Here is a 26,954-nt window from a genome sequence, read left to right on the forward strand (position 1 = left end):
CATGCCCCGCGCTGCACTCGCGCTGCTGTTGTTGATCGCCCTGCCCGTGTGGGCAGCGGCGCCGAAAGACCTGACGTGGTCGGAAATGATTCCACCGGACGCCGCGCCGGAAGTGCCGAACATGACCCCGCTGCACGACATGTCGAAGATGAGTGATGCGCTGTCCGCCGAGTCCGCGCCAGCGGCCAAGCAGGACCTGCCGAACGCGCCGGTGGTGAAGTCCCTCGACGGTCAGAACATTCGTTTGCCGGGTTATATCGTACCGCTGGAAGTCAATGAAGAAGGACGCACCACGGACTTTTTGCTGGTGCCGTATTTCGGCGCCTGCATCCACGTGCCGCCACCGCCGTCGAACCAGATTGTGCATGTGAAAAGCGAGTTGGGCGTGAAGCTTGATGAGCTGTATCAGCCGTACTGGGTCGAGGGACCGTTGCAGGTCAAGGCGTCGAGCAGCGAACTGGCGGATGCCGGGTATCAGATGGATGCGGACAAGATTTATGTGTATGAACTGCCGGAGTAAACCCCGGTAATTTTGTGCTGTTGCAATGACCCCTTCGCGAGCAAGCTCGCTCCCACAGGTTTCGGTGGTGACCATAAATTTTGTGGTCGACTCGATCAATGTGGGAGCGAGCTTGCTCGCGAAGGGGCCTTCAAAGGTTCCACAGAAACCCGCCCCTTCACTGTTTCATTGAGCTGAGTCAAAAGACCGTATCAGTTGGCTTCGTACCATAGGACATCAGACATTTCTAACGTCCTTTCGGAGCCCCCATGAACAAGTCCTTGCTCAGCGCTTCGCTGTTTGCCCTCGCGCTCGCAGCCCCGCTCGCCCACGCCCACGAAGCCGGTGACATCCTCATCCGCGCCGGTGCGATCACCGTCAACCCGAAGGCCGACAGCTCCAGCGTCAAGGTCGATCAGGGTCCGTTGAGCGGCACCAATCTGGGCGGCAAAGCGACCATGAGCAGCGACACTCAATTGGGTCTGAACTTCGCTTACATGCTTACCGATCACGTCGGCCTCGAGTTGCTCGCGGCCACGCCGTTCGAGCATGACGTCAAACTCAAGGGTACTGCCCTGCCAGCGGCCAACGGCAAGCTCGGCACCCTGAAACACCTGCCGCCGACTCTCAGCGTTGTGTACTACCCGCTGGATTCGAAGTCGCCGTTCCAGCCTTACGTCGGCGGTGGCATCAACTACACCTGGATCTATGACGAACACGTCGGCAGCGAAGCCAGTGCTAACGGTTTCAGCAACTTCAAGGCGAAAAACTCCTGGGGTCTGGCCTGGCAGGTCGGTGCCGACTACATGCTGACCGACAACATCATGCTCAACGCCCAAGTGCGTTACATCGACATCGACACCCGCGCCACCGTCGAAAACAACGCCGTTGCGCCGGGCACTCGCGCTCGGGTGAATGTGGATGTGGATCCGTTCATCTACATGGTCGGTTTGGGCTATAAGTTCTAAGTCGATTGACCGAACGTTCACGTGGTGGTGAATGAGGCTTGGTGGTGAGCAGGCATAGAACTGACGGCGACCGTACGCAGTTGATCGGGGGATAACATCCCCTTGCCACAGGAGTAGCGACATATTCCGGCCGTGAAAAAGGCGCCTGTCAAAGGGCGCCTTTTTCATGTCTGCCTGGAATACGTGGTGAGTTTGAGATCTATCCCCCTCACCCCAGCCCTCTCCCTCAGGGAGAGGGGGAAAGGGAGCCGATTTGTGTGCTTTTCAAATCCAAGTTCGACTCGGTATCTCACGTCGGCGTAACTCGAAAGAACACCTCGGTCAGTCCCCTCTCCCTCTGGGAGAGGGTTAGGCGGGCGGCGTTCCGATGAGGGGCTCTTTTCAGGCACGCCCCAACAACCGCGCCAAACCCACGCTCATCGGCGTCTGCTGCGGCAGCGTGAAGCGTTCGAGCAAACGAGCGTTATTCGCCCGGGAGTGACGGATATCACCGGAACGCGCCGGGCCATAACTGATCGGCGGCAATTCACCGACAACAGCCTGCAGTGCTTCAAGCATCTGCTTGAGGCTCATCGCCTGATTCCATCCAACGTTCACCGGACCGACTTCCACCTCAGGTTTTTCGATGCCCTGTACCAGCAAATCGACCAGGTCTTCGACATAGAGGAAATCGCGCGTTTGCTCACCGTCACCGAACACGGTAATCGGCAAGCCTTTCTGTGCGCGTTCGCTGAAGATGCTGATCACTCCGGAGTACGGCGAGGACGGATCCTGACGTGGGCCGAAGATATTGAAGAAGCGGAAAATCACCGGCTCCAGGCCATGCTGGCGGCGATAGAAATCGAAATAATGTTCGCCCGCCAGCTTGTCCGAAGCGTAAGGCGTCAATGGGGCTTTGGGCGTTTCTTCATCAATCGACTCGCCCTCGCCATTGTTGCCGTACACCGCCGCACTGGAGGCGTACAACACGCGTTTGACCCCGGCCAGACGCATGGCTTCGCAGACATTCAGCGTGCCAATGAAGTTGCTCTGGTGAGTTTTCACCGGATCGTCCACCGAGGCCTGCACCGACGCCACGGCCGCCAGGTGAGCGACTGCGCTGCAGCCTTGCATGGCTCTGGCCACCAGCGCCGCATCGGCGACATCGCCAACAATCAGCTCAACCTTGGAGTTATCCAGCGGCAGGTTGCTGCGCTTGCCGGTCGACAGATCGTCGAGAATGCGCACCGAATGCCCCTTGGCAAGCAAGGCGTCGGTCAGGTGCGAGCCAATGAATCCGGCTCCGCCGGTGATTAAAACAGTCCCTTCAGCCATGACGGTAGAACCTATCCAGTAAGCCCGGGAGTGCGGCGCGCCAGGCGCGCGGTTTGATCCCGAAAGTGTGCAGAATTTTCTTGCAGGCCAGCACCGCGTGTTGCGGCTCTTCGGCAGCGTCCGGTCGCGCGGCGTGAGCCTGGGCGGTTGGTGCTTCGATCGCTAGGGCGTGCAGGCTGCGCGCTTCGGTCAAAATCGCCTGGCCCAGCGCCAGCGGTGTGGTCGCTTCGTGGCCGGCGTAGTGGTAAGTGCCCCACAGCGGCGCGGCGCAATCGAGTTGTTTGAGCACCGAAATGATCACTCGCGCGGCATCGTCGACCGGCGTCGGATTGCCACGGCGGTCATCGGCCAGCAGCAACTCTTCCGGTTGTTCGGCGCGGGCGAGGAAGCGCCCCAGAGTGCCGTCCGGGCTGTCATCGAGCAACCAGCCAAATCGTAGCAAAACGTGTTGCGGGCAAGTGGCGCGCACACTTTGTTCAATTCGCCACAACGCCTGACCGCGCAAACCCAGTGGCACCGGTTCGTCTTTTTCGCTGTACGCCGTGGCACGCGAACCGTCGAACACCCGATAACTGGAGGGCTGGACGAGGACGATGTTGTGGTGCTGGCACAGTTCGGCCAGACGTTCGATCGCACGTTCCTGCCCGGCCATGCGGCTTTCGCTGACGGTTTCGGCCTGGAACCAGTCGAAATAGTAGGCGAGATTGATCAATGCATCGGGACGGGTGTCGTCGAGCAATTGGGTCAGGCTCGCGGCATCCCAGCCGTTTTCGGGCGGGCGGGGGGCGAGGAAACCGATGTCTTCCTCTGCACCGAGGCGAATCAGCGCCTGCCCAAGGGCATTTCCGCCGCCCAGTAACATAAGGCGCATTCGCATAGAGTCAGCAGGCCCAGTCTGATTGGAACGATGGCTTTAGCGACGGCTCTTGTGAAACCGTCGTCGATAATTGCCGGAATCGTTGCATTTTGCGGGTTTAGTGCGCAACCGTCATCCGTAAAGTGCAGATCGCCGGGATTTGTGTCGTGGCCACTGGCCCCTTCGCGAGCAAGCTCGCTCCCACAAGGGATTTACGGCGCACACAAATCCACTGTGGGAGCGAGCTTGCTCGCGAAGAGGTCCGGCAAGACGCTGAAGATCCCAGCGGTACTTGCATCTTCACACCCGCGCCCGCATAACTTAAGCCATGAATCTGCCCATCCCCACGGACGCGGCCCTGGCAGGCTTTCACCCCGCCGTCAGCGCCTGGTTCAGCAACACATTCGCGACGGTCACCGCCGCCCAGGCCCGCGCATGGCCGTTGATCCGCCAGCGCCGTTCGACGCTGATCGCTGCGCCCACCGGCTCCGGCAAAACCCTCACTGCGTTTCTGGCCGTGCTCGACGACCTCGTCCACCGAGGCCTTGAAGATCCCGACGGCCTGCCCGACGAAACCCTGGTGGTCTACGTCTCGCCACTGAAGGCGCTTTCCAACGACATTCGCATCAACCTGCAAAACCCATTGGCGGGGATCACCGAACACCTGCGGCAGATGAGTCTACCTAGGCTGGCAATCACCACCGCCGTGCGCACTGGTGACACCCCGCAAAAAGAACGCGCGGCCATGCGCAAGACCGCGCCGCACATTCTGGTGACCACCCCGGAATCGCTCTACGTGCTGCTCGGTTCGGAATCGGGACGAAAAATGCTCGGCACCACGCGCACGGTGATCATCGATGAAATCCACGCGATAGCCGCAGGCAAACGCGGCAGTCATCTGGCCCTCAGTCTTGAGCGACTGCAGGCGCTGTGCGGCGAACCGCTGACCCGCATCGGCCTTTCGGCCACGCAGAAACCGGTCGAAGCCGTGGCGCAATTTCTCGTCGGCCATGAGCGCCCCTGCGAAATCATCGACATCGGCCATGCGCGGCCACGGGATCTGGGCATCGAAGTGCCGCCCGTGCCGTTGTCGGCAGTGATGGCCAACGATGTCTGGGAACGGGTCTACGACCGCCTCGCCGAACTTGCGCGCGAGCACCGCACCACGCTGATTTTCGTCAACACCCGGCGCCTGGCCGAACGCCTGAGCCGGCACCTCAGCGAACGCCTGGGCAAACACGCCGTAGCCGCGCACCACGGCAGCCTGGCCAAGGAGTTTCGCCTCGACGCCGAACAACGGCTCAAACGCGGCGAGCTAGAGGTGTTGATCGCCACCGCCTCGCTGGAACTGGGCATCGATATCGGCGAAGTCGATCTGGTCTGCCAGATTGCCTCACCGCGCTCTATCGCCGGTTTTCTGCAACGTGTTGGCCGCTCCGGGCACCAGGTGGGCGGCACACCCAAGGGCCGTTTGTTCGCCACCACCCGCGACGACTTGATCGAATGCACCGCCCTGCTCGACTGCGTGCGCCGAGGCGAACTCGACACCCTGCACATCCCGGTCGCGCCGCTGGATGTTTTGGCGCAGCAGATCATCGCCGAAGTCAGTTGTCAGGAATGGCCGGAGGACGCCTTGCTGGCGATGTTCCGCCGCGCCTCGCCCTACCGCGACCTCGACGAAAAACACTATCAAGCCCTGCTGAGCATGCTCGCCGAAGGCTACAACGGTCGCCAGGGCATCCGCAGCGCCTACCTGCACCGCGACGCCGTCAGCCGCACCTTGCGTGGCCGTCGCGGTTCACAACTGACCGCCGTGACCAGCGGCGGCACCATTCCCGATAACGCCGACTACAGCGTCATGCTCGAGCCGCAAGGCCTGAACATCGGCAGCGTCAACGAAGACTTCGCGGTGGAAAGTATTGCCGGCGACGTGTTCCAGCTCGGCAACACCTCCTATCGCATCCTGCGCGTGGAAACCGGCAAGGTCCGCGTCGAGGATGCCCACGGCCAGCCGCCGACCATTCCGTTCTGGCTCGGCGAAGCGCCGGGGCGCAGCGATGAATTGTCATCGGCTGTCGCACGTCTGCAAGCACAACTCGATGAACTGCTCAGCGCCAGCCCCGGCGATCTGCAACCGGCACTCGACTGGCTGACACAGACCCTCGGCCTCAACCTCGCCAGCGCCGAGCAACTGGTCGAATACCTGGCCCGCGCCCGCCAAACCCTCGGCGCCCTGCCCTCGCAAGACACGCTGCTGATGGAGCGCTTTTTCGACGAATCCGGTGGCACCCAACTGATCATTCACTCGCCGTTCGGCAGCCGCATCAACCGCGCCCGGGGCCTGGCCCTGCGCAAGCGATTCTGCCGCACCTTCAACTTCGAATTGCAGGCCGCCGCCAGCGAAGACGCGATCGTCCTGTCGCTGTCCACCAGCCACAGCTTCGAACTCGATGACATCTGGCGTTACCTGCACAGCAACAGCGCCGAGCACATCCTGATTCAAGCCGTACTCGACGCGCCGCTGTTCGGCGTGCGCTGGCGCTGGAATGCCGGTGTGGCGTTGGCGCTGCCGCGCTTTACCGGCGGGCGCAAAGTTGCGCCGCAGTTGCAGCGGATGAAAAGCGAAGACCTGATCGCCAGCGTGTTTCCCGATCAGATCGCCTGCCTGGAAAACCTTGCTGGCGAGCGCGAGATTCCCGAACATCCCCTGATTGAGCAAACCCTCGACGATTGCCTGCACGAGGCGATGGACAGCGAGGGCTGGCTCAATCTGCTACGGCGCATGGAGCGTGGCGACGTGCGCTTGATCAGCCGCGACTTGCCGGCGCCCTCGCCGCTCGCCGCAGAAATTCTCAGTGCGCGGCCGTACACCTTTCTCGACGATGCGCCACTGGAAGAACGGCGCACGCAAGCGGTGATCAACCGGCGCTGGAGCGATCCACAATCGACCGATGATCTCGGTGCGCTGGATGCGGACGCCATAAACGCTGTGCGCGCAGAAGCCTGGCCGACACCGAACGCTGTGGATGAAATGCATGAGGCGCTGATGAGCCTGGCGTGCATCAGCGATGAGGAAGTGCAAACGAACGAAGGCTGGCGTGCATGGCTGGAAAATCTTGCCAGCAGTGGTCGCGCCTGCCGTCTACAGATCGATGCCGAGCATGGCTTGTGGCTGGCCCGCGAACGCCTGACGTGTCTGCAAGCGCTTTATCCACACGCCAAATTGCAAGCCGAACTGGAGGCGTTGCCGGGATTCGATGAGGCGTGGACGTTCGATGAAGCGCTGGTCGAAGTGATCCGCGCACGCCTCGGTGCCTTCGGACCGCTGCCGTTATCCGCGATTGCCGAACCGCTCGCGTTGCAGGCCACTGAAGTCCATCAAGCCCTTGCCCAACTGGAGCGCGAAGGTTACGTGCTACGCGGCCAGTTCACGCCCAAGGTCAACATTGAGGAATGGTGCGAACGGCATCTGCTCGCGCGCATTCATCGCTACACGGTCAAGCGCCTGCGCCGGGAAATCGAACCGGTCGCGCTGCAGGATTTCATGCGGTTTCTGTTCGACTGGCAGCATCTGTCGCCCGCAACTCGCGGTCAGGGCAGCGCCGTGTTGCCAGCGATTGTCGGCCAGTTCGAAGGCTACCCAGCGGCCGCTTCGGCGTGGGACAGCGACATTCTTCCGGCCCGCCTCAAAGACTATTCACGGATCTGGCTGGATGAGCTGTGCCGCAACGGCAAACTGGTGTGGACGCGCCTCAGTGCCCGGCAGAAAGTCAGCGGCACGGCGTTGCGCAGCACGCCGATCGTGCTGCTGCCGCGTAGTCAGGTCGGCCTGTGGAGTGCGTTGGCTGAGCAGACGCCGGTGAGCGAACTGTCGCCGAAAACCCAGAAGGTGTTTGAAGCGCTGAGCCAGCACGGCGCGCTGTTTTTCGATGAGTTGATTCATGAAGCGCGCCTGCTGCGCACCGAACTGGAAATCGCCTTGCAGGAGCTGGTTGGCGCCGGTCTGGTGAACGCCGACAGCTTCGCCGGCCTGCGCGCCTTGATCACCCCGCCGAGCAAACGCCAGCAGCGCAGCAGTCGTCGTGGGCGCGGGGCGTTTGTCGGTGGAATGGATGATGCCGGGCGCTGGGCGTTGTTGCGGCGCGGAACGGCTGTGGATAACAGCGAAACCCTGGAACACGTCGCGATGACATTGTTGCGCCGTTATGGCGTGGTGTTCTGGCGCTTGCTGGAGCGTGAGGCGGACTGGTTGCCGAGCTGGCGCGAATTGTTGCGCACGTTTCATCGGCTGGAAGCACGGGGCGAGATTCGCGGTGGACGATTTGTCAGTGGTTTGGCGGGGGAACAGTTTGCCTTGCCCGAGGCGATTCCATTGTTGCGCGAAGTGCGTCGGCGACCGCATGACGGCAGTCTGGTCGCGGTGTGCGGGGTCGATCCATTGAACCTGGCCGGGACGTTGTTGCCAGGGACGAAAGTGCCGGCGCTGGTGAGTAATCGGTTGGTCTATCGGGATGGGATTCCAGCGGCGGCGGAGATTGCCGGAAAGCAGCAGTTTTGGCTGGAGCTGGATCAGATCGGCATGGAGCAGGTGCGCGGCAAGCTGATCCGGCATTGAGGTTGGCGGGTCTGGCGCCATCGCGAGCAGGCTCACTCCTACATTTGGAATGCGTTCCCCTGTAGGAGTGAGCCTGCTCGCGATAGCGCTGGCATTCCCACCAAAAATCTACCCGTTAAGTCCGCGATTCCTGCGGCACCTCGCTCACCACCACCGCCCCTTCCTGCTGCCGCTTCGGCAACAAAACCTGCTGTGGATAAGTCTGCGCGAAATGCACCACCGGGCTGTTATCCACAAGCTTCTTCAAACGCTGATTGAACGCCCGGCTCACCGCATACTGCCCACCGGATACCGTGCGGAACTGCGCCGTCAGCACCACGCCGTTCAAATCCATCTTGTCGACACCAAACACATCCAGCGGCCCTTGCAGGTTGTACTTTAGGAACGGGTCTTCGCGGATCGAATCGCCGGTCTCGCGGATCAACTCGATGGCCTTATCCACGTCCGTGTCGTAGGTGAACTGCACCGAGAAAAACGCAAAGGCAAACTGCCGCGATTGGTTGGTCACTGCTTTGATCTGACCAAACGGCACCGAGTGCACAAAGCCCTTGCCGTCACGCAGACGCAGGGTGCGAATGGTCAGCCCTTCGACGGTGCCGGCATGGCCCGAATCGAGCACCACCCAATCGCCAATCGACAGGGTGTCTTCAATGATGATGAACAGCCCGGTGATCACGTCCTGCACCAGTTGCTGCGAACCGAAACCGATGGCCAGACCGACCACTCCGGCACCGGCCAGCAGTGGTGCAACGTTGATCCCCAGATTGGCCATAGTGGTGATTGCGCAGATCACCACGAGGATGATTTTGATCGCGTTGCGCAGCAGCGGCAGGATGGTTTTCACTCGCGTACTCGGCTGGCGCGCCGCGCGTTTGCTGAGCGGCGGTTTCAGTGCTTCCTGAATCGCCGTGTCGAGTACCACCCACAGCAACCACGTGACCAGGAAGATCAGGGCAATGCTGCTCAGCGCGTTACTGATGGCTCGTCCAACCGTGCTGCTCTGAGCGAAATCGAGCAACGAAACGCCCCAGATCCGCCCGAGAATATCGATGAAGGCGATAGCGATGACGATCCGCAGCAAGGCATGCAAGAGGCTGAGAAAACGTTCCTTGTAGGCGCTGCTGCGCTGGATCGCTTCGGCTTTTCGTGACTTGAACAAGTGCTGCAGGATCGTGCTGAGGAATACCGTGCCGATTAACAAAACCGTGGTGAACAACGCGCAACGCAGGGCTTTCTGATTGTCCTCGCCGATGCCGATCAGATTGACCGCCGAGACCAGCACCATCAGCACGATTGGCCAGTACCACAGCCCCGAGAAAATCCGCAGCGACTCCTGCAACGACGGTTGTTTCAGGCGTTGGCTCAGCGAACGATTGCGGATCAAATGCGCCACCGGGCGGCGCAGTCGAATCACCAGCAAGCCGAAAATGATCGAGGCGATCAGCCCGGTGAACACCGCGACGCTGCTGGTAATATTGCCGCCCAGTTGTCGGGCGATCTGCGGGCTGGTCAGCGCGTCGCTGAGAGCCGCGAGGAAACCGATCAGGAACAGCGGTCGTGGACAGTAGTTGCGGATGATCAGCGCCGCCGGACGTTTATGACCGACGTTGAACATCACCACCACGCACAACAACATCGAGGTGGAAAAGATGCCGCTGCTGGTGGCGTAGGCCAGACACAGCGCCAACGCGCGGCCGACCGAAGCTTGCAGAAAATGGCTGACGTACAGCGTCAGCGGCAGGCAGATCAGCGCCGGCACGGTGTACGGCAGCAAGTAACCAATCAGATCCTGACTGCGCTGGCGGGTGCGCAACCAGCGGCCCTCGCGCAGACGCTTGGCCATCAAACTGCCGAGCACGGTCAACAACGCGAAACTGCCAAGCCAGACGCCCGACAGCGTGAGGAAGTCCCCGGCGACGCTCCAGCCCGAGCGGTTCGAGGGTTGGTTGACCAGTTTGCCGACTTCATCGGCGGCGCGATCGGCGCGCAGGCGCCAGGCGTCGACCAGGTGTTCGTTGAGATCGAGTTTGTCCTGGACGTCGTCGATGCTGGAACTGATTGCACCGAGCAGACCGCCCTGCACTATTGGCTCGAGTTTGGCCGGCTCTTCGGCGGCGGCCGGGATGCCCGGCAACGCGGCGGCGTCGATTTCACTGGCGCCGAGAAACAACAGTACTCCCAGCAGAATGGCGATCCTGAACTTGCCCAAAACTCCGATCTCCCTTGGCTGAACCTGTAAGGAACTGATCGGTAATTGCACAGCAAGTTCAAGAGCACCCTCACCCCAGCCCTCCCGAAACGTCGGACCGCCCATAGGGAGAGGGAGCTGACCGAGTTGCCTGATCTGGCTGCAACGACCTGAAAGTCCTGAGTCGAACTCGAATCCTGAGAACTCTGCAGATCAGCTCCCTTCCCCCTCGCCCCCTTGGGGGAGAGGGTTGGGGTGAGGGGGAGCGCTTTTGATCTTCGCCTCAAGACGTGACCGTCCGTAATACCGTCGAAACTTTCCCGAACCGCCCGCAGTCATCAAAGGATACCGGCAACACGAGGACTTTCGACGGAGGGCGGCATGGCAACGATCCACATCGGTATTTCCGGCTGGCGCTACGCACCGTGGCGCGGGGACTTCTACCCCAAGGGACTGGCGCAGAAACGCGAATTGCAGTTCGCTTCGCGGGCGGTCAACAGCATCGAAATCAATGGATCGTTCTACGCCCTGCAACGGCCCGAACGCTATGCACAGTGGTACGCCGAAACGCCGGACGACTTCGTTTTCAGCGTCAAGGCGCCGCGTTTCATTACCCACATCCGTCGCTTGCGCGACATCGAAAAGCCTCTGGCCAATTTCTTCGCCTCGGGGGTGCTGGAGCTCAAGGAAAAGCTCGGGCCGATCCTTTGGCAGTTCCCGCCGAACTTCAAATTCGAGCCTGAGCGCTTTGAACATTTCCTCGCGCTACTGCCCCACGATACCGAAGCCGCCGCCACCCTCGCCCATCAACACGACTCCCACCTGCATGGCCACGCCAGCATGAAAGCCTGGCGCAAAAAGCCACTGCGCCATGCCGTGGAAATCCGCAACGATAGCTTCCTCGATCCCGACTTTGTGCGCTTGTTGAAACGCCACAACACCGCACTGGTGATCGCCGACACTGCCAATAAATGGCCGTACCGCGAAGACCTCACCAGCGACTTTGTCTACCTGCGCCTGCACGGCGCCGAAGAACTTTATGCCAGTGGCTACACCGCACCGGCACTCAAGCGCTGGGCCGAGCGCATCGACGCCTGGCACCACGGCGAGCAACCCAAAGATGCTCATCTGATCGCGCCACGCTTGAAGCCACGCGCACGCAAATCCCGCGAAGTTTTCTGCTATTTCGACAACGACATCAAAGTCCGCGCACCGTATGACGCTCGCGAGTTGCTGCATCGTTTCGAACTGGATAAAGACCTCGCCACCACCCCCGGCGAACCTGCTGGCGAAGGAGTGTTGGCATGAGCATTCCGGAACCGGTCGGTTTTACAGACGAAGGTTCGGTAGTCGCGCCATCGGTACGCACGTTCACCGTGCTGACGGTCAATACCCACAAGGGTTTCACCGCCCTCAACCGGCGTTTCATCCTGCCGGAGTTGCGCGAAGCAGTGCGCAGCGTCGCCGCGGACGTGGTGTTTCTGCAGGAAGTCCATGGCACCCACGAACAGCACCCCAAGCGCTACAACAATTGGCCGACGATGCCGCAGTACGAATTCCTCGCCGACAGCCTCTGGCCGCAGTTCGCCTATGGGCGCAACGCGGTGTACCCGGAGGGGGATCACGGCAACGCGCTGCTGTCGAAATTCCAGATCATTCGCCACGACAACCTCGACGTATCGATCAGCGGCCATGAGAACCGTGGCCTGCTGCATTGCGTCCTGCGCCTGCCCGGTGACGGCACCGAAGTGCATGCGATCTGCGTGCATCTGGGCCTGCGCGAGAGTCATCGCAACGCCCAGCTGGACTTGCTCATGCAACGCTTGGCGGAGTTGCCCGACGACGCACCAGTGATCGTCGCTGGCGATTTCAACGACTGGCGCCAGCGCGCCGATGCGCAGCTCAAACCCTGCGGCCTGCGCGAAGTATTCGCCGAGCACCAGGGCAAACCGGCGCGCAGCTTTCCCGCGCGCCTGCCAGCACTTCGGCTTGATCGTATTTACGTGCGCAACCTCAAGGCCAGCCAGCCGAAAGTCCTGGCGAACCGGCCCTGGTCGCACCTTTCCGACCACGTTCCTTTATCGGTAGAGATCGAACTATGAGCAGTGCGCCGCTGGAGAAATCCGCCGTGGAACCGATCGCCATCAACCCGCCGATACGCGAGCCCGGCCATGTTGATGTCGAGTACAGCTGGCAGGGCAACAATCGCGTTGAGTTGCTGGAGAACGGCGAGGAGTATTTCCCGCGGGTGTTCGACGCGATGCGCGCGGCGAAGAGTGAAATCCTCCTTGAGACGTTTATCGTTTTCGAAGACAAGGTCGGTGCCGAGTTGCAGGAGATTCTGATCGACGCCGCGCGACGAGGCGTGCGCACCACCGTGAGCTTCGACGGCTTCGGTTGCGGCGAGTTGAGCACCGGTTATCTCACCGCACTGAGCGAAGCCGGCGTACACCTGCAAATCTTCGATCCGGCACCGAAACGCCTGGGCATCCGCACCAACTGGTTCCGCCGCTTGCACCGCAAGATCGTGGTGGTCGACGGCCTGGTCGCGTTTATTGGCGGGATCAACTTTTCCGGCGATCACCTGGCCGATTTTGGCCCCGAAGCCAAGCAGGATTACTCGGTGCAAGTCCAGGGGCCGGTGGTCGCTGACATCCACCACTTTGCCCTGCTGCAAAGCGGTCGCCCCGGACGCGCACGCTTCTGGTGGCAACGCCGGCGCCAGCGCCGCGCGGAAATGGCGTTCAACGATCACGACGGTCAAGTACGCCTGGTATTCCGCGATAACGACCAGCACAACTCCGACATCGAAGACGTGTATCTGCAGGTGCTGCGGCGCGCCAAACGCCGGGTCGTGATCGCCAACGCCTACTTCTTCCCCGGTTATCGCCTGTTGCGGGAAATCCGCAATGCGGCACGCCGTGGAGTCGAGGTGCGCCTGATTCTGCAGGGGCAACCGGACATGCTGGTGGCCAAACTGGCGGCGCGCATGACCTACGACTACTTGCTCAAGGCCGGGGTGCAGATCCACGAATATTGCCAGCGCCCGCTGCACGGCAAAGTCGCGCTGGTCGATGAAGAATGGAGCACCGTCGGTTCGAGCAATCTCGATCCGCTGAGTCTGTCGCTGAACCTGGAAGCAAACGTGCTGATCCGCGACCGCGCGTTCAATCAGCATCTGTTCGAGCGCCTCGAAGACCTCAGCCAGAACCACTGCAAAGCCATGGACCCGAGCAAGTCCCCGCGTGGTCGGATCTGGCACATGACCGTGGGTTTTCTGGTGTTTCACTTTCTGCGGCATTTTCCGGCGATGGCCGGTTGGCTGCCGGCGCACAAACCACGGCTCAAGCCATTTCGAGGAAACACGCCATGAGCCATTCCGAAGCGCATTCGAGCGGTCATTCGGCACCAGCGACGCACTCGAAATGGAGTCGCTGGAAACGCCCGTTGAGCCTGCTGTTTTTCCTCGCACTGATCGTCTTGCTGACGCTGTTCGCCACGCGTATCGAATGGGCCGAAGTGCTGCAAACCCTTGCCGACTTCAAGCTGCGCACGCTGATCATCGCCGCCGGCCTGACCCTGCTGAGTTTTCTGGTCTACGCCAGTTTTGACCTGATCGGCCGCACCTACATTCGTCAGGACCTGACCTGGAAGCAGATCCTGCCGGTGGGGATCATCAGCTATGCGTTCAACCTCAATCTCAGTGCCTGGGTCGGCGGCATTGCCATGCGCTATCGCCTGTATTCGCGACTGGGCGTGAGCAAAGGCAACATCGCCAAGATTCTCGGGCTGAGCCTGGCGACCAATTGGTTTGGCTACATGACCATTGCCGGCGTGGTGTTCAGCAGTGGATTGGTGACGATGCCGCCGGGCTGGAAAATAAGCAGCAGTGCGCTGCAAGGCATCGGCGTGCTGTTGCTACTGATCAGTGCCGGCTATCTCGCGGCGTGCCAGTTTTCCAAGCGCCGCGAGTGGTCGATTCGCGGGGTGGAAATCAATCTACCGTCGTTGCGCATGGCGGTCCTGCAACTGCTGTTGGGAGCGTTGAACTGGTCGCTGATGGCGGCGGTGATCTTCACGTTGCTGCCGAGCAAACTGGATTATCCGTTGGTGCTGGGGGTGTTGCTGATCAGCGCGATTGCCGGGGTCATTACGCATATTCCGGCGGGGCTTGGGGTGCTGGAGGCGGTGTTTGTGGCGCTGCTGCAACACGAGGCTTCGCGCGGCAGTCTGGTGGCGGGGTTGCTGGCGTATCGGGCGATTTATTTTCTGTTGCCGTTGTTGATTACGGTGGTGATGTATCTGGTGGTTGAGGCCAAGGCCAAGGCGCTTCGGATCGAGAAAAACCCCTCTTGAGTTAGTTTTTGAATTCGAAATCGCTATCGCGAGCAGGCTCACTCCTACAAGTGAACGCATTCCAAAATGTAGGAGTGAGCCTGCTCGCGATAGCGTTCGAAAGAACACTAAAAAATCATGCTGATTGAATAATGCTCAACCGCTCGCCCACCACCATCTCGGTAATCCAGTCCACCAGAATCGAGGTGTAGGCCTGCTGCGACACCGGTTCGCTCAACGCATGATCCGCGCCATCGATAATCCTGTGCGTCAGTGAATGGGTCTGCTGGCACGCCGCGCGGTAACTCATGATCGCCGCATGGGGCACGTAATCATCGGTTTCCGACTCCACCAGCAACACATCCCCGGTGAATTGTGAACAGGCATGCAGCGCGCGGTTAGTGTCCGCGCGCACCAGCGTGCTTCGATAATCACGCAAATCCGCCTTGTCCAGATCGCGCTTGGGTGTGTGCCATTGCTCATCGCGATACAGCGCCGGTACGCGCAGTGCCAGCCAGCGTACCGGGCGCAATGAGGTCAGGATGGCCGCCAGATACCCACCATAACTGGTGCCGACCACGGCGATAGCCGAAGTGTCGAGCGCCGGATGCGCGAGCAGACGATCGTACGCCGCGAGCAAATCACGCAGGTTATCTTCGCGAGTCACGCGGGTCAGCGGGATCCCGGTACCGCCGGTATGTCCGCGCAAGTCGAACGTCAGGCACACACACCCGAGACCGGCGATGCCTTTTGCCCGCTCCAGATCACGCTCCTGACTACCGCCCCAACCGTGGACAAACAACACGCCAGGCACTTTCGATTTGGGACTGAGAAAGGTCCCGCTCATCTGTTCATCATCAATGTCGATTTGAATGCTTTCGCTTCTAGCCGTCATAGGATTTGACCGTTACGTATTTGAGGAGAAATTCGCTGTTCTCAGCCGGGCCGCGATAAACCTCGATGGCATCCGCCGGCAACGGCTGATCGATGTAGGTTTCTACCGAAGACACACGGATCGCGCGCATCCCCGGATCGTTGACGAAGCTTTGCAACGCGGCAACTTCAGCACTGCTGGCACCGCCCATGCGCCAGGATTGTTCGAGCACACCGCTGCGGGATTTACCGTTGCTGTCCAGACCCTGGGCGATGTCGTAATTGCGCCGCGAGGCATAAAAGCGCGGATAGGCTTCATCCGCAGCACCGTCGAAGACCTGCGCCTGCTCGATGGCCAGGCGAACATCGTCGGGCAATTCCAGCGCCAGCAATTCGTCGTAACCACCCTGCACTACCAGCAAGTTCGAGCCGCCGTAAACCTCTTCGCCGTGGGCGTCCTGGGTCAAGTATTGATCACCGCAGTAACTCAGCACTTTATCGCCGATGAACGACTGGCCGACGCTGTGGGTGACAACGTCGCTCAAGTCCTGCTCCAGCACCACGCCTTCGCTGAACTGCTTTGCAATGTCGGGTCGGGACAGGATTTCGTCGAAGGCATCAAGGCTCTTGATCACTTCCTGGCCTCGACCGGCGCAGGCGTGAACCGGCTTCATGCGTATCGGGCCGCTGTACAGCAGATGTTCGGCGGCGGGTCGTGCATCTTCCAAGGCAAACACGCTGAGGCCGTCGAGCACCACGTTGCGCACGCGCTCGGAAAACAATGGCGACCAGCCTCGCGGCGCGTGGGCCAGATGACTGCGCAGGCCGTGGCTGATGGCTTTGGTGCAGATGAAGTCGTGCTCGACGAAACCTCCCCACAGATCGTCCGGTCCTTTGATGCCGAGTTGCTGAGCGCTGGCCGTGCCGACAATGGTTTGCGTCGGCAGTAGATACAGCTCACGACCGCGATGTTTGTCCGGATCGTAACTGCCGCCGAATTTGCATCCGAGAATCTGCGCCAGCCAGCGCGCCAGGGCTTTATTGGTTTGCACTTCGTGCTGCGGCGCGTCAGGGCGCACCGAGTGGGCAACCACGATTTTCCTGCTGGGTGTCGGGGTCATGCGCCCCCCTTCCATCGGTTCGATAACTGTGGCGGTAAGAGGTGCAGAGATCAGGCCAACGGCTGCTCCACAAAAATCCTAGCCTAATCAGAAACTTGCCAGAATCGTACTGGCACCGCGCCTGTTTCAATCTGCACGACCGCGCGCCGATCCCCGGCAAATTGCACGATCTATGGCCCGGTGGAGTTTAATGTCGGAGCGAGCCTGCTCGCGAAGGCGTAGTGCCAGCGAACAACAGTTTCGCAGATCCACCGCTTTCGCGAGCAGGCTCGCACACATTAGATATTCGTCGGCTTCGGGTTTGGGGACACACCAAACCGCGTCCGATAATCACTCGGCGCCAGCCCGGTAATCTTCTTGAATATCGCGCGAAACGCCCCCGGATCCTGATAACCCACCGTCCACGCAATGTGATCAATCGTGCCATTACTGAATTCGAGCATTTCCCGTGCCTTGCCCACCCGCAGATGCTGGCAGTACTCGGTCGGTTTCAACCCGGTTGCCGCACGGAACCGGCGCAGAAACGTGCGCTCCTCCAGGCCTGCCCGCTCGGCCATCGCCGTCAGCGAAACATCCGTCGCGCCGGTGCTTTGCAGCCAATGCTGAACCTTGAGAATCGCCGCATCGCCATGCCCGAGAATCGGCGCGAAATTACTGCCGCACTCACTGGCGCTGTCACTGTGCTCTATCACCAGAAATCGCGCGGTGCCGGTGGCAATGCTCGGCCCGAGCAACCTGTCGACCAGGCGTAATCCCAGCTCCGACCAAGCCATCAATCCGGCCGTGGTGATCAGGTCGCCGTCGTCGACAATCGGGGTATCAGCCTTGAGCTTGATCTTCGGGTAGCGCTCGGCGAAGGCCTTGGCCGAGGTCCAATGGGTGGTGGCGCTGCGGCCGTCGAGCAGACCGCTTTCGGCCAACATCAGCGAGCCTACGCAAACCCCGCCCAGCGTCGCACCGTGGGCATGTTGATCCCGTAACCATTGCATCAGGCTGGCCGGCGCTTGCGCCGCCGAGAACCCGCCGATCGATGGCGGAATCAGCACCGCCAGCAAAGCCCTGTCGTCACCCGCATGACTGGCGTAAGTGCGCGTTGGCGGCTGCTCACCTTCGACCTGCCAGTGACTGACCCGCAGCACCGGCAACTGCGCGGCCTGATGTTCGGCGGCAATCCGGTTGGCCACCGCAAACAGATCGGTCAGACCATGCACCGCCGCCATTTGCGCGCCGGGATAGATCAGCACACCCAATTCAGCGATGGCGGCACTTTCTGCGCCCATTGTCAGTTTTCCCCTGTCTATTGTCGGTGCGGCCAATCCCCGAATCGCTGATCAGCGCCAATACTGCAGCCACTTCCAGCCAACACATCAAGGACACCCCCCATGGCCAAGCAAGCGCTCATCGTAGTCGATATCCAGAACGACTACTTCCCCCAAGGCAAGTGGCCGCTGGCCGGTGCCGACGCCGCTGCCGACAACGCCGCCCGGCTGATCGCCGCCTTCCGTGAGGCCGGCAATACGGTCATCCACATCCGCCACGAGTTCACCTCAGCGGACGCGCCGTTTTTCACCCCGGGCTCGGACGGCGCCAAGCTACACCCGAAAGTGCTCAATCGCGCCGATGAACCGGTAGTACTCAAGCACTTCGTCAACTCGTTCCGCGAAACCGAATTGCAAGCGATCCTCGACGAACAAGGCATCAAGGAGCTGGTGGTGGTCGGCAGCATGAGCCACATGTGCATTGACGGCATTACCCGCGCGGCGGCGGATCTGGGTTACGCCGTCACGGTGATTCATGACGCCTGCGCCAGCCGTGACCTGGCGTTCAATGGTCTGACGGTGCCGGCGGCACACGTCCATGCCGCGTTCATGTCGGCGCTGGGTTTCGCCTACGCCAGCGTGGTATCTACTGACGAATACCTCGCTGCCAAACACTGAGTCATTCTGCGAAAAACCTGGGCCCGCCTCGTAGCGGGCCTTTTTTCGTCTGTCATAAAAATCTCACGCGTGAGCCATTGATGGCACTTTGAATTGGTTGTAGTGTGGCTCACGCGTGAGATGTCCATAACCGAGCCATTGCCATGAAAAGCCGTTCCCCCACCGCGAAATCAGAGAGTCCCAAGGGGGATCGCGCAAAACCGTCTGCGAAAAAACCTTCGAGTTTCTATATGAAGCAGATGCGCGCAGGCCTGGCCGCAGCAGGTTATGTGAAACACGAAACTTGGGTGCTTCCCGAAAACCGAAGCTTGCTCAAGCAAATGGAGCAACAGCTACGCCAACCGATTCTGGCTGGCTCTTTCATGTCGGAGAATTACATGAGCGCAGGCAACAACTGGACCATCGATAGCCTCTTCAACGCCCTCAAGGCCCTCGACGAGGTGGCTTCGCAAGAAATCACGCTGTCGTTGATCCAGAGCTCCGAACCCAGCATCAAGCTGGAAATGAACGAATTCGGCGGTCTGCCGATTCACATCGCCCTGGCCGGCCAGCAGATCATCGTCGACACCGTGCTGGTGGACATCGATTCGATCAGCGACGTGCGCGCCTTCAACGATGCCGTGTTGCGCAGCCGGGAAATGTTCCCGCTGTCGTCGATCGGTATCGAGTCGATGCCGAACGGGCAGACCGTTTACAACATGTTTGGCGCCCTCAGCGCCGACTCGAGCCTGACCAACGTTGTTACCGAGGTGAAAACCCTGGTCGACAACGTGCAGCGCGCGAGCGAAGCCTTCGAACACTTCTTCAAGTAATCAACAGGGAATATCCAATGACTCAGTCCATCTGGAGCAAGTTGTTCACCGCACTGCGCGGCGGCGCCAATGAAGTCGGCGAAGCGATCGCGGACCAACAGGCCCTGCGCATCCTCGATCAGGAAATCCGCGATGCCGACAGCGCGCTGTCGAACGCCCGTCGCGAACTGGTCACCATCATGGCCAAACACAAACTGGCCGCCGACCGCGTAAGCGAGTACGACGCCAAGATCAAGGATCTGGAGGCCAAAGCCGTCTCGGCGCTGAACGCCGGCCGTGAAGACCTGGCACTGGAAGTGGCCGAAGCGATTTCGACCCTGACCAACGAGCTGGATGTTGAGAAAAAGCAGAGCGACGAATTCGGTACTTACGCCGAAAACATGCGCAAAGACATCAGCAAAGCCGAGTCGCGGATCAAGAGCCTGCGCCAGCAAGTGGACATGGCCAAGGCCCGTGAAAGCGTGCAGAAAGCTCAGGTCAGCGCTTCCATCGCCAGCGGCGGCGCCAATGGCAAACTGGAAACTGCCGTCGGTACGTTGAACCGTCTGCAGGCCAAGCAGCAGCAACGTGCGGCTGAACTCAGCGCGGCCGATGAGCTGGCTGACGCCTCGACCGGCAACGATCTGGAACGCAAACTGCGCGACGCCGGCATCACGCCGAACGAAGGCAGCGCCAATGCGATTCTTGAGCGTCTGAAGCAGAAGTCCTCGCAGTAAGCATTTGCACGAAACCTGTGGGAGCGAGCCTGCTCGCGAAGACGGAGTATCAGTCGGCATATGAGTCAGCTGACATGACGCTTTCGCGAGCAGGCTCGCTCCCACATGGTTTGTGGCGTGTCGTTGATCGCTCAGCCCGGTACACTAGCCACGCTTTTTTCGCCGACGAACACCTCCACCCGCTTCAAGGAACGTACCCATGGGATGGTTTAAAGACTTGCTGGGCACCAGCAACTGGCAGACCGCTGCGCCAACACCGACCGTTGCCAGTGGCCCACTCGGCATGGCGCAAGGCAAGGCCGTCAGGTTCGATACAACCCTGGCGCTGCTGCTCGATGGCTCGACCACGGTGCGGGTGCCCTTCGATCAGGCGATCTGGAGCCATGGCTGGGTCGACCTCGGCCAGTCCAACAAACTGCACCGCTATTACATGAACGACGAGGATTTCTGGCTGCAGATCCACGTCACCGGTGACGACCAGATCGAATCGGTCACCCTGTTCAACTACCTCAGTTACGTGACCGTCAACAGTGACGCCGAACTGCAACGCCTGGCCGGCCCCAACAGCTCGATAGGTCTGCCCGCCTACAGCCACGACGGTGTCGAATACACCCGCGAGTGGGGCACCGAACAAGGCCAGACCGAACTCGTACCGATGACCGAACAAGTGGTCAATCCGGACGAGAGCTACACCATCGAACACCACTCCATGCTTTATGCGCGCGAGACCGGCCTGACCGATCGCCGCGAACTGCTGCTGTTCTCCGTCGAACAGGACGAAGAAGGCACCGTCAGCCTGAGCACCTCGCTCGGCATTTCGCTGTACACGACAGATCTGAGCACCATTTAAAAAGGAAGTTTTTCATGCTGGAAGTGCTGGCCGTTTCCCTGAACAAAACCGCGCTGGTCGGTTTCGTCGTCTACCTCATCGGCGCCGTGCTGCTGTTCATGCTGTTTCAATTTGTCTATACCCGCATCACGCCGCACAAAGAGTTCGAGCTGATCCGCTCCGGCAACGTTGCCGCCGCCATCGCCCTGTCCGGCGCGATCATCGGCTTCGCGATTCCGGCCAGTAACGTGATTGCGTTTTCGGTCAACGTCCTCGACTTCGTGCTCTGGGCGGTGATTGCCGCGGTGGTGCAACTGCTGGCATTCCTCGCCACGGGCCTGGTGCTCAAAGGCACATCCCAGCGCATCGCCAACGGCGAAGTGGCTTCGGGTATCTATGTCGCTGCGGTCGCGATCAGCGTCGGCATGCTCAACGCCGCGTGCATGACACCGTCCAACTGATCGGCAGGAAGCCTTAGATGAAACGCAGCAAATACGTTCAGTTGTCCCTCGCCGCCTCGGTGGCGATGGCCATTTCCGGCCAGGCGACAGCCGCAGATCAACCACGAAGTTTCCAGAATGTGGAACAGTGCGTCGACGCCGAAGTGGCCGCCGATGTCTGCTCCAACGCTTACGTCGCCGCCCTGACCGAACATCGGCGCATTGCCCCGGCGTACGACAACAAGGCCAAGTGCGACGCGGACTTTGCCGCTGACTGGTGCCAGAAGAATTCTGACGGCCGCTTCGTGCCGAGACTCGGCGGCTTCAAAGTGCCGAAAGACGGTGAGCCGGCGCAGAATCTCGACGCCATCGCCGGCGCGCAAATGCCTGCGGGTGATGCGGCGGCTGTGCAGAGTGTGCAAAACACTTCGCACACCTCCAGTGGCGGTGGCAACGGTTGGCTGACCGGCTGGCTGATCGGCAACGCGATGAGCAACAACGCCGAACGCACGGTTTACCGCGATCGCGAAACGCGCCAGCCGTACAACACCTCGACGCAGTACCGCAGAGCCGAAACCACGACGCGCAGCCAAACGGATTACGAGAGCAGCAAAAGCAAACCGGTCAACGTGGCTTCTTCGACCTCACGCGGCGGCTTCGGCAGCCAGTCCAGTGCCCGTAGCGGCTGGGGTGGTTGGGGCGGCAGTTCTGGTTCTGGTCGTTCGAGCAGCTGACGATGAAGAAGATCCTCTGCGCCGAGCGCCCCGACTGGAAACAGACCGCCGAGAGCCTCGGTTTCATGTTTCACACCATCGACGATGAGCCGTACTGGGACGAAAGCGCGTACTACCAGTTCACGCTTGCGCAAATCGAAAACGATCTTGAGGACCCGACCACCGAACTGCACGAGATGTGCATGGATCTGGTCGACCGTGTGGTTAGCAGCGAAGAGTTGCTGGATCGCCTGAGCATCCCGGCGGCGTACTACGACATGATCCGCACGTCCTGGCGGGAAGGTCATCAGCATCTGTATGGACGCATGGACTTTTCCTACAGCGGCAACGGCCCGGCGAAGCTGCTGGAGCTCAACTACGACACGCCGACCAGTCTTTATGAAGCGGCGGCGTTCCAGTGGGGCTGGCTGGAACAATGCATCGAGCGCGGCACGCTGCCGCGTCATGCCGACCAGTTCAACAGCATCGACACCCATCTGCATCAGGCCTTCGCCGAATTACAACTGAAGCGGCCGTTCTACTTTGCCTCGATGAAAGACTCGGTCGAGGACAAGGGCACAACGGATTATCTGCGGCTGATCGCCGAGAAAGTCGGCATCGAGTCGCGGCACATCGATATCGAAGACATCGGTTTGACGGCTGAAGGGCGCTTCGTCGACCTGGAAGATCGCTGGATCCCGCACCTGTTCAAACTGCATGCCTGGGAATTCATCTTCCACGAGCCCTTCGGCGCGGCGATTGCCGAGTGCGATACGCAGTTTTTCGAACCGGCGTGGAAGGCGATTCTGTCGAACAAGGGTGCACTGCCATTACTGTGGGAACTGCACAAAGGGCATCCGAATCTTCTGGCGGCGCATCTCGATCCGAACCCGACCAATGCAGTGCCGAAAGGCTGGGTACGCAAGCCGTACTTTTCCCGCGAAGGGGCGAACATTGAGTTGCAAACGGCTGACGGTCTGATCGTCAAAGAGGACGGGCCCTACACGGATGCGCCATTTATCCTGCAGGAGTTTGCGCCGTTGCCGAAGTTTGGCGACAGCTACACGCTGATCGGTTCGTGGGTAGTTGGCGATCAGGCCGCAGGGATTGGGGTGCGGGAAGACAACAGTTTGATCACCAAGGATTCGAGCCGGTTTCTGCCACACCTGATCCTCGACTGACTTGCGCGGCAGAGGTCTGCCCGACACTAAAAAACCCCGCAGCGTTTGCGCGCTGCGGTTTTTTTCGTTGCTGTGCCGGGTCAGGCAATATCCACCGAGCGGGCAGGCTTTTCCACAGATGGTTTTTCTCTGGCCGTTTCGGTCGCGCTAACGCCGGCCATTCTGCGCCGGGCAATCTCTGCGCCACGGCGCCGCAACGGCGTTTCGACAAAGCGGAAATTGAGTTCACTGCATACGACCATGATCACCAGCGAGGTCAGCAGCAGCTCAACCGTGAAGGCAGCCCCCAGCTCCATGTCTCTGCTGGCGGCAACGCGCGTCCAGATCTCGGTGCTCAGATGGTAGGCAAAGATGTGCACCACGTATAACGCGTAAGAGCGCGAACCGAGCCACTGGAAAAGACCATTGAGCAGCGCCGGGCAGTAGATGTAGCCCTTCTGATAACTGGCGAGCCAGACAATGATCAACGCCGTGATCGCGATCAGACCGACGGCAATCGGCGCCATGATCATCTGACCGGCGATGGCGCCCATCATGTACAAAAGGAACAACGTGACGGCCAAACGCTTGAACCTGCTGCCGCCAAGCCCGACAGGCTCAATATCCTTGTATAACGAGGTGCGGGTAAACAGGCAAAGCAGAATCCCCCACATCATCGCGTCCAGGCGGAACGAGAAAAGCATCGGCGCGGGAGGGGCTGCGAAAGTATCGCGATTGAACGGAAATTGCGCCGCAATCAGCAAAATCAGAATCAGCACGCGCCAGCGGGTCGACGTCACCAGCAACAGAAACAACGGAAAGATGAAGTAGAACTGCTCCTCCAGCGCCAGGCTCCAGTACACGGAGTTCGGCCCCAGCAACACACCGTACTGATTCGCCAGGTTGCCGGAAAACGTCGCCACCGCGGTGAAACTGCGCAAGTTTTCATACCAGGACTGGAACGCATTCGACTGGTTGAAAAAGATCGAGAACGCCAGCGGTATCAACACCCACAGCCAGGCTGTCGGCAACAGACGGTAAGCCCGCCGAATCCAGAAAGACGTTGCCGCAAGGCCAAAGCGGTTCTGCTCGCGGTTCTTATCGAAGTAATCGAGATAGGCCTTGCTGACGACGAAACCGGAGATACAGAAGAACAGATCAACGCCGGTCCATGGCGCATACACATTGAACACCTTCAACAGGTACAGACCGAAGAACGGCAGCAACTGAGGGAGATGGGCAAAGATGGTCATGAGAATGGCCACCCCTCGCAGAAACTCAATTTCCTTGTTTTTAGTGCTGCTCATCGGTTTCTCTTGTTTTTGTGAATGAACAGGCACTGATCGTCGCGCAAACTGTTCTGGAGAAGATCGGCCGGTACTCCAGCCGCCGGCGCCGATCATGGAATGGCTTGCGATGGCGTTCAAGAGCCTTCGGCAAACTTTACCGACTCACGTGGAGACGCGAAGATTGGTTTTATGTTTCGCCAAAACGACAAAGCCCCCGCAATGCGGGGGCTTTGAACCTAAACCAGATGTCGGCTCAGGGAAAAATCAAAACGGAATATCGTCATCAAAGCTATCGAAATCCGGAGCAGGTTGCGGTGCGGCCTGCTGAGGAGCCGGGGCCGAACGCTGCTGTGGAGCCGACTGCTGCGGACGCGGAGCCTGCTGGCGTGGAGCCGGAGCCGACTGCTGGTAGTTGTTGCCACCGCCTTGTTGGTCGCCCTGTTGTGGACGGCCGCCGAGCAGTTGCATGGTGCCTTGCATGTCGACCACGATTTCAGTGGTGTAACGCTTGATACCGTCTTTTTCCCACTCGCGGGTCTGCAGCTTGCCTTCGATGTAGACCTGCGAACCTTTACGCAGGTATTCGCCGGCGATTTCCGCAACCTTGCCGAACATCGAAACACGGTGCCACTCGGTCTTCTCGACCTTCTGACCGGTTTGCTTGTCGGTCCATTGTTCGCTGGTGGCCAGACTCAGGTTGGTCACGGCGTTACCGTTAGGCAGGTAGCGAACTTCGGGATCCTGGCCGCAAGTGCCGACCAATATGACTTTGTTAACCCCACGGGCCATAACGTTCTCCTAGGCTTCGCAAGCAGCCCCGGCCGGGTTGTTCACCAGGCGTTCGAGGGTGTCGCGATCCACTAATTCTTTGTCCAGTTTGATGTAAACAGCCGCTTCATCAGCAACTATCACTGCATCGGTTACCCCTACGAGGGCCTTGAGGCGCTCGACCAGACCCGCTTCGCGGATCGCCTCGGGCGACAACGGCAAGCGCAGGCTCGTCACGTAGGGAGGTTCACGCATGGTAACAGCAAAGGCCAGCCAGATGGCAGCCAGACCCGCGCATCCGAGGAACACAACCGACAGACCGCCATGCTGAAACAGCCAGCCGCCGAGTATCCCGCCGAGTGCTGAACCGAGGAACTGACTGGTGGAATACACGCCCATGGCCGTGCCCTTCCCGCCCGCCGGTGAAACCTTGCTGATCAGCGACGGCAATGAAGCCTCCAGCAGATTGAACGCGGTGAAGAACACCACCGTACCGATCACCAGAGCCCGCAGGCTGTCACCGAACTGCCAGAAGAATAGCTCAGTCAGCATCAGCGTCATGACGGCGCCGAGCAAAACTCGTTTCATTTTGCGTTTCTTCTCGCCGTAGATAATGAACGGGATCATGGCGAAGAACGAAATCAGCAGCGCGGTGAGGTAGACCCACCAGTGCTGTTCCTTGGGCAAACCGGCTTTTTCCACCAGCGCCAACGGCAACGCAACGAAGCTCGACATCAACATGGCATGTAACACAAAGATGCCCAGATCGAGGCGCAGCAGATCCGGATGCTTGAGCGTCGGCATCAAGGCCTGACGCGCCACCCCGGACTCCCGATGCTGCAATGGCCCGGTGGAGCGCGGCACCATGAACATGATGATGGCAATACCGACCAGTGCCATGGCACCGGTGGCGAGGAACAGTCCGGACAGACCGAAAGCGCGGGTCAGCAAAGGCCCGACGACCATGGCCACGGCAAACGACAAACCGATGGTCATGCCGATCATCGCCATTGCCTTGGTGCGGTGCTGTTCGCGGGTCAGGTCGGAGAGTAGCGCCATCACCGCCGCTGAAATCGCCCCGGCGCCCTGCAGGATCCGCCCGGCGATCACGCCCCAGATCGAGTCTGCCTGAGACGCCAGCACGCTGCCGAGGGCAAAAACGATCAGCCCGAGGTAAATCACCGGACGGCGGCCAATGCGGTCGGAAATGATCCCGAACGGAATCTGGAAAATCGCCTGGGTCAGACCGTAAGCGCCAATAGCCAGCCCGATCAGGGCCGGGGTCGCTCCTGCCAGGTCCATGCCGTAGGTTGCCAATACCGGCAACACCATGAACATGCCTAGCATACGGAAGGCGAACACCAGGGCCAGACCGCTCGCTGCGCGAGTCTCGCTACCACTCATGCGTTCGCTGTGGGGATCGTGCATGGAAAAACCTCGTGTGAACCGGCGGCGATTCTACCAGTCCCATCGAAAGACGGGGTATATCGCGACGCTATGACGCGTATAGATGAAACTCTC

Annotated in this window: 23 protein-coding genes; 14 read left to right on the forward strand and 9 right to left on the reverse strand. The window is 60.2% G+C overall.

Annotation, left to right across the window (positions count from 1 at the left end; all coding sequences use genetic code 11):
* The first annotated feature begins 1 nt into the window (after position 1).
* Positions 2–520 (forward strand): DUF3299 domain-containing protein, encoded by a 519-nt coding sequence (locus AB4O11_RS05070; protein ID WP_093434953.1) that lies wholly within the window; start codon positions 2–4, stop codon positions 518–520.
* A gap of 248 nt (positions 521–768) precedes the next feature.
* A complete protein-coding gene (locus tag AB4O11_RS05075) occupies positions 769–1,467 on the forward strand; it encodes an OmpW/AlkL family protein (RefSeq protein WP_007910962.1) in 699 nt (232 codons plus the stop codon).
* A 381-nt stretch (positions 1,468–1,848) separates the two neighbouring features.
* Here the strand turns inward: AB4O11_RS05075 and AB4O11_RS05080 are convergent, their stop codons facing one another.
* Together AB4O11_RS05080 and AB4O11_RS05085 are read right to left on the reverse strand one after the other, a co-directional pair.
* Positions 1,849–2,781: an NAD-dependent epimerase/dehydratase family protein gene (locus AB4O11_RS05080; protein ID WP_460130294.1), complete on the reverse strand. Its 933-nt coding sequence runs from the start codon at positions 2,779–2,781 to the stop codon at positions 1,849–1,851.
* Positions 2,774–3,658, reverse strand: a complete 885-nt coding sequence (locus AB4O11_RS05085; protein WP_049802170.1) for a sugar nucleotide-binding protein — start codon at positions 3,656–3,658, stop codon at positions 2,774–2,776. Before AB4O11_RS05085 ends, AB4O11_RS05080 begins: the two co-directional genes overlap by 8 nt.
* A gap of 307 nt (positions 3,659–3,965) precedes the next feature.
* Here AB4O11_RS05085 and AB4O11_RS05090 point away from each other — a divergent pair, with 307 nt between their 5' ends.
* Complete coding sequence (locus AB4O11_RS05090; RefSeq protein WP_460130296.1) at positions 3,966–8,252, forward strand: DEAD/DEAH box helicase; 4,287 nt, start codon at positions 3,966–3,968, stop codon at positions 8,250–8,252.
* A gap of 115 nt (positions 8,253–8,367) precedes the next feature.
* Here the strand turns inward: AB4O11_RS05090 and AB4O11_RS05095 are convergent, their stop codons facing one another.
* A complete protein-coding gene (locus AB4O11_RS05095) occupies positions 8,368–10,461 on the reverse strand; it encodes a mechanosensitive ion channel family protein (protein ID WP_460130298.1) in 2,094 nt (697 codons plus the stop codon).
* A gap of 360 nt (positions 10,462–10,821) precedes the next feature.
* Between AB4O11_RS05095 and AB4O11_RS05100 the strand changes: the two genes are divergently transcribed.
* Genes AB4O11_RS05100 through AB4O11_RS05115 form a run of 4 tightly spaced genes read left to right on the forward strand, consistent with a single transcriptional unit; the run spans position 10,822 to position 14,796 of the window.
* Entirely contained in the window at positions 10,822–11,748 is a 927-nt protein-coding gene (locus AB4O11_RS05100) for a DUF72 domain-containing protein (RefSeq protein WP_460130300.1), read from the forward strand.
* Positions 11,745–12,542 (forward strand): endonuclease/exonuclease/phosphatase family protein, encoded by a 798-nt coding sequence (locus AB4O11_RS05105; RefSeq protein ID WP_095048826.1) that lies wholly within the window; start codon positions 11,745–11,747, stop codon positions 12,540–12,542. Before AB4O11_RS05100 ends, AB4O11_RS05105 begins: the two co-directional genes overlap by 4 nt.
* Positions 12,539–13,813 (forward strand): cardiolipin synthase ClsB, encoded by a 1,275-nt coding sequence (clsB, locus tag AB4O11_RS05110; RefSeq protein ID WP_099757301.1) that lies wholly within the window; start codon positions 12,539–12,541, stop codon positions 13,811–13,813. Before AB4O11_RS05105 ends, clsB begins: the two co-directional genes overlap by 4 nt.
* Entirely contained in the window at positions 13,810–14,796 is a 987-nt protein-coding gene (locus tag AB4O11_RS05115) for a lysylphosphatidylglycerol synthase domain-containing protein (RefSeq protein WP_186621724.1), read from the forward strand. The genes clsB and AB4O11_RS05115 overlap by 4 nt, the downstream gene beginning before the upstream one ends.
* Before the next feature lie 115 nt (positions 14,797–14,911).
* On the opposite strand, the gene AB4O11_RS05120 is transcribed toward AB4O11_RS05115, so the two are convergent.
* From AB4O11_RS05120 to AB4O11_RS05130, 3 genes are all read right to left on the reverse strand, one after another.
* A complete protein-coding gene (locus AB4O11_RS05120; RefSeq protein ID WP_093434434.1) occupies positions 14,912–15,670 on the reverse strand; it encodes an alpha/beta hydrolase family protein in 759 nt (252 codons plus the stop codon).
* Complete coding sequence (locus AB4O11_RS05125; RefSeq protein ID WP_460130303.1) at positions 15,660–16,769, reverse strand: DUF3182 family protein; 1,110 nt, start codon at positions 16,767–16,769, stop codon at positions 15,660–15,662. Before AB4O11_RS05125 ends, AB4O11_RS05120 begins: the two co-directional genes overlap by 11 nt.
* Before the next feature lie 278 nt (positions 16,770–17,047).
* Positions 17,048–18,049, reverse strand: coding sequence for a GlxA family transcriptional regulator (locus tag AB4O11_RS05130; RefSeq protein WP_460089073.1), 1,002 nt, complete (start codon positions 18,047–18,049; stop codon positions 17,048–17,050).
* 102 nt (positions 18,050–18,151) lie between these two features.
* On the opposite strand from AB4O11_RS05130, the gene AB4O11_RS05135 reads away from it, so the two are divergent.
* From AB4O11_RS05135 to AB4O11_RS05165, 7 genes are all read left to right on the forward strand, one after another.
* Complete coding sequence (locus AB4O11_RS05135) at positions 18,152–18,706, forward strand: cysteine hydrolase family protein (protein WP_460089074.1); 555 nt, start codon at positions 18,152–18,154, stop codon at positions 18,704–18,706.
* A 143-nt stretch (positions 18,707–18,849) separates the two neighbouring features.
* Positions 18,850–19,518, forward strand: coding sequence for a YjfI family protein (locus AB4O11_RS05140; protein ID WP_186621718.1), 669 nt, complete (start codon positions 18,850–18,852; stop codon positions 19,516–19,518).
* Between the two features lie 17 nt (positions 19,519–19,535).
* Positions 19,536–20,234, forward strand: a complete 699-nt coding sequence (locus AB4O11_RS05145; RefSeq protein WP_016983574.1) for a PspA/IM30 family protein — start codon at positions 19,536–19,538, stop codon at positions 20,232–20,234.
* A 199-nt stretch (positions 20,235–20,433) separates the two neighbouring features.
* On the forward strand, positions 20,434–21,084 hold the full coding sequence (locus AB4O11_RS05150; protein ID WP_093434420.1) for a DUF2491 family protein: 651 nt from the start codon (positions 20,434–20,436) through the stop codon (positions 21,082–21,084).
* A 14-nt stretch (positions 21,085–21,098) separates the two neighbouring features.
* Positions 21,099–21,524 (forward strand): DUF350 domain-containing protein, encoded by a 426-nt coding sequence (locus tag AB4O11_RS05155; protein ID WP_007917221.1) that lies wholly within the window; start codon positions 21,099–21,101, stop codon positions 21,522–21,524.
* 17 nt (positions 21,525–21,541) lie between these two features.
* Entirely contained in the window at positions 21,542–22,237 is a 696-nt protein-coding gene (locus AB4O11_RS05160) for a DUF1190 domain-containing protein (protein WP_460130306.1), read from the forward strand.
* Positions 22,238–22,239: 2 nt separating this feature from the next.
* The gene (locus tag AB4O11_RS05165; protein WP_460130307.1) at positions 22,240–23,397 is read left to right on the forward strand and encodes a glutathionylspermidine synthase family protein; all 1,158 of its coding nucleotides are present in this window, start codon (positions 22,240–22,242) and stop codon (positions 23,395–23,397) included.
* Between the two features lie 80 nt (positions 23,398–23,477).
* On the opposite strand, the gene AB4O11_RS05170 is transcribed toward AB4O11_RS05165, so the two are convergent.
* The 3 genes from AB4O11_RS05170 to AB4O11_RS05180 form a co-directional block, all read right to left on the reverse strand.
* Positions 23,478–24,683: an acyltransferase family protein gene (locus AB4O11_RS05170; protein WP_099757308.1), complete on the reverse strand. Its 1,206-nt coding sequence runs from the start codon at positions 24,681–24,683 to the stop codon at positions 23,478–23,480.
* Between the two features lie 246 nt (positions 24,684–24,929).
* Positions 24,930–25,454 (reverse strand): single-stranded DNA-binding protein, encoded by a 525-nt coding sequence (locus AB4O11_RS05175; RefSeq protein WP_008081898.1) that lies wholly within the window; start codon positions 25,452–25,454, stop codon positions 24,930–24,932.
* Positions 25,455–25,463: 9 nt separating this feature from the next.
* Positions 25,464–26,861 (reverse strand): MFS transporter, encoded by a 1,398-nt coding sequence (locus AB4O11_RS05180; protein ID WP_093434412.1) that lies wholly within the window; start codon positions 26,859–26,861, stop codon positions 25,464–25,466.
* Positions 26,862–26,954 lie beyond the last annotated feature (93 nt).

Source organism: Pseudomonas sp. H1_D05, from assembly GCF_054682705.1.

Excerpts from the sequence above, each read along its gene's own strand:
- AB4O11_RS05155 (WP_007917221.1), top strand. The coding sequence starts at position 21,099 with ATGCTGGAAGTGCTGGCCGTTTCCCTGAACAAAACCGCGCTGGTCGGT.
- AB4O11_RS05150 (WP_093434420.1), top strand. The coding sequence starts at position 20,434 with ATGGGATGGTTTAAAGACTTGCTGGGCACCAGCAACTGGCAGACCGCT.
- AB4O11_RS05075 (WP_007910962.1), top strand. The coding sequence starts at position 769 with ATGAACAAGTCCTTGCTCAGCGCTTCGCTGTTTGCCCTCGCGCTCGCA.
- AB4O11_RS05135 (WP_460089074.1), top strand. The coding sequence starts at position 18,152 with ATGGCCAAGCAAGCGCTCATCGTAGTCGATATCCAGAACGACTACTTC.
- AB4O11_RS05170 (WP_099757308.1), bottom strand. The coding sequence starts at position 24,683 with ATGAGCAGCACTAAAAACAAGGAAATTGAGTTTCTGCGAGGGGTGGCC.
- AB4O11_RS05100 (WP_460130300.1), top strand. The coding sequence starts at position 10,822 with ATGGCAACGATCCACATCGGTATTTCCGGCTGGCGCTACGCACCGTGG.
- AB4O11_RS05070 (WP_093434953.1), top strand. The coding sequence starts at position 2 with ATGCCCCGCGCTGCACTCGCGCTGCTGTTGTTGATCGCCCTGCCCGTG.
- AB4O11_RS05180 (WP_093434412.1), bottom strand. The coding sequence starts at position 26,861 with ATGCACGATCCCCACAGCGAACGCATGAGTGGTAGCGAGACTCGCGCA.
- AB4O11_RS05080 (WP_460130294.1), bottom strand. The coding sequence starts at position 2,781 with ATGGCTGAAGGGACTGTTTTAATCACCGGCGGAGCCGGATTCATTGGC.
- AB4O11_RS05090 (WP_460130296.1), top strand. The coding sequence starts at position 3,966 with ATGAATCTGCCCATCCCCACGGACGCGGCCCTGGCAGGCTTTCACCCC.
- AB4O11_RS05165 (WP_460130307.1), top strand. The coding sequence starts at position 22,240 with ATGAAGAAGATCCTCTGCGCCGAGCGCCCCGACTGGAAACAGACCGCC.
- AB4O11_RS05085 (WP_049802170.1), bottom strand. The coding sequence starts at position 3,658 with ATGCGAATGCGCCTTATGTTACTGGGCGGCGGAAATGCCCTTGGGCAG.
- AB4O11_RS05160 (WP_460130306.1), top strand. The coding sequence starts at position 21,542 with ATGAAACGCAGCAAATACGTTCAGTTGTCCCTCGCCGCCTCGGTGGCG.
- AB4O11_RS05175 (WP_008081898.1), bottom strand. The coding sequence starts at position 25,454 with ATGGCCCGTGGGGTTAACAAAGTCATATTGGTCGGCACTTGCGGCCAG.
- AB4O11_RS05145 (WP_016983574.1), top strand. The coding sequence starts at position 19,536 with ATGACTCAGTCCATCTGGAGCAAGTTGTTCACCGCACTGCGCGGCGGC.
- AB4O11_RS05140 (WP_186621718.1), top strand. The coding sequence starts at position 18,850 with ATGAAAAGCCGTTCCCCCACCGCGAAATCAGAGAGTCCCAAGGGGGAT.
- AB4O11_RS05130 (WP_460089073.1), bottom strand. The coding sequence starts at position 18,049 with ATGGGCGCAGAAAGTGCCGCCATCGCTGAATTGGGTGTGCTGATCTAT.
- AB4O11_RS05115 (WP_186621724.1), top strand. The coding sequence starts at position 13,810 with ATGAGCCATTCCGAAGCGCATTCGAGCGGTCATTCGGCACCAGCGACG.
- AB4O11_RS05120 (WP_093434434.1), bottom strand. The coding sequence starts at position 15,670 with ATGACGGCTAGAAGCGAAAGCATTCAAATCGACATTGATGATGAACAG.
- AB4O11_RS05125 (WP_460130303.1), bottom strand. The coding sequence starts at position 16,769 with ATGACCCCGACACCCAGCAGGAAAATCGTGGTTGCCCACTCGGTGCGC.
- clsB (WP_099757301.1), top strand. The coding sequence starts at position 12,539 with ATGAGCAGTGCGCCGCTGGAGAAATCCGCCGTGGAACCGATCGCCATC.
- AB4O11_RS05105 (WP_095048826.1), top strand. The coding sequence starts at position 11,745 with ATGAGCATTCCGGAACCGGTCGGTTTTACAGACGAAGGTTCGGTAGTC.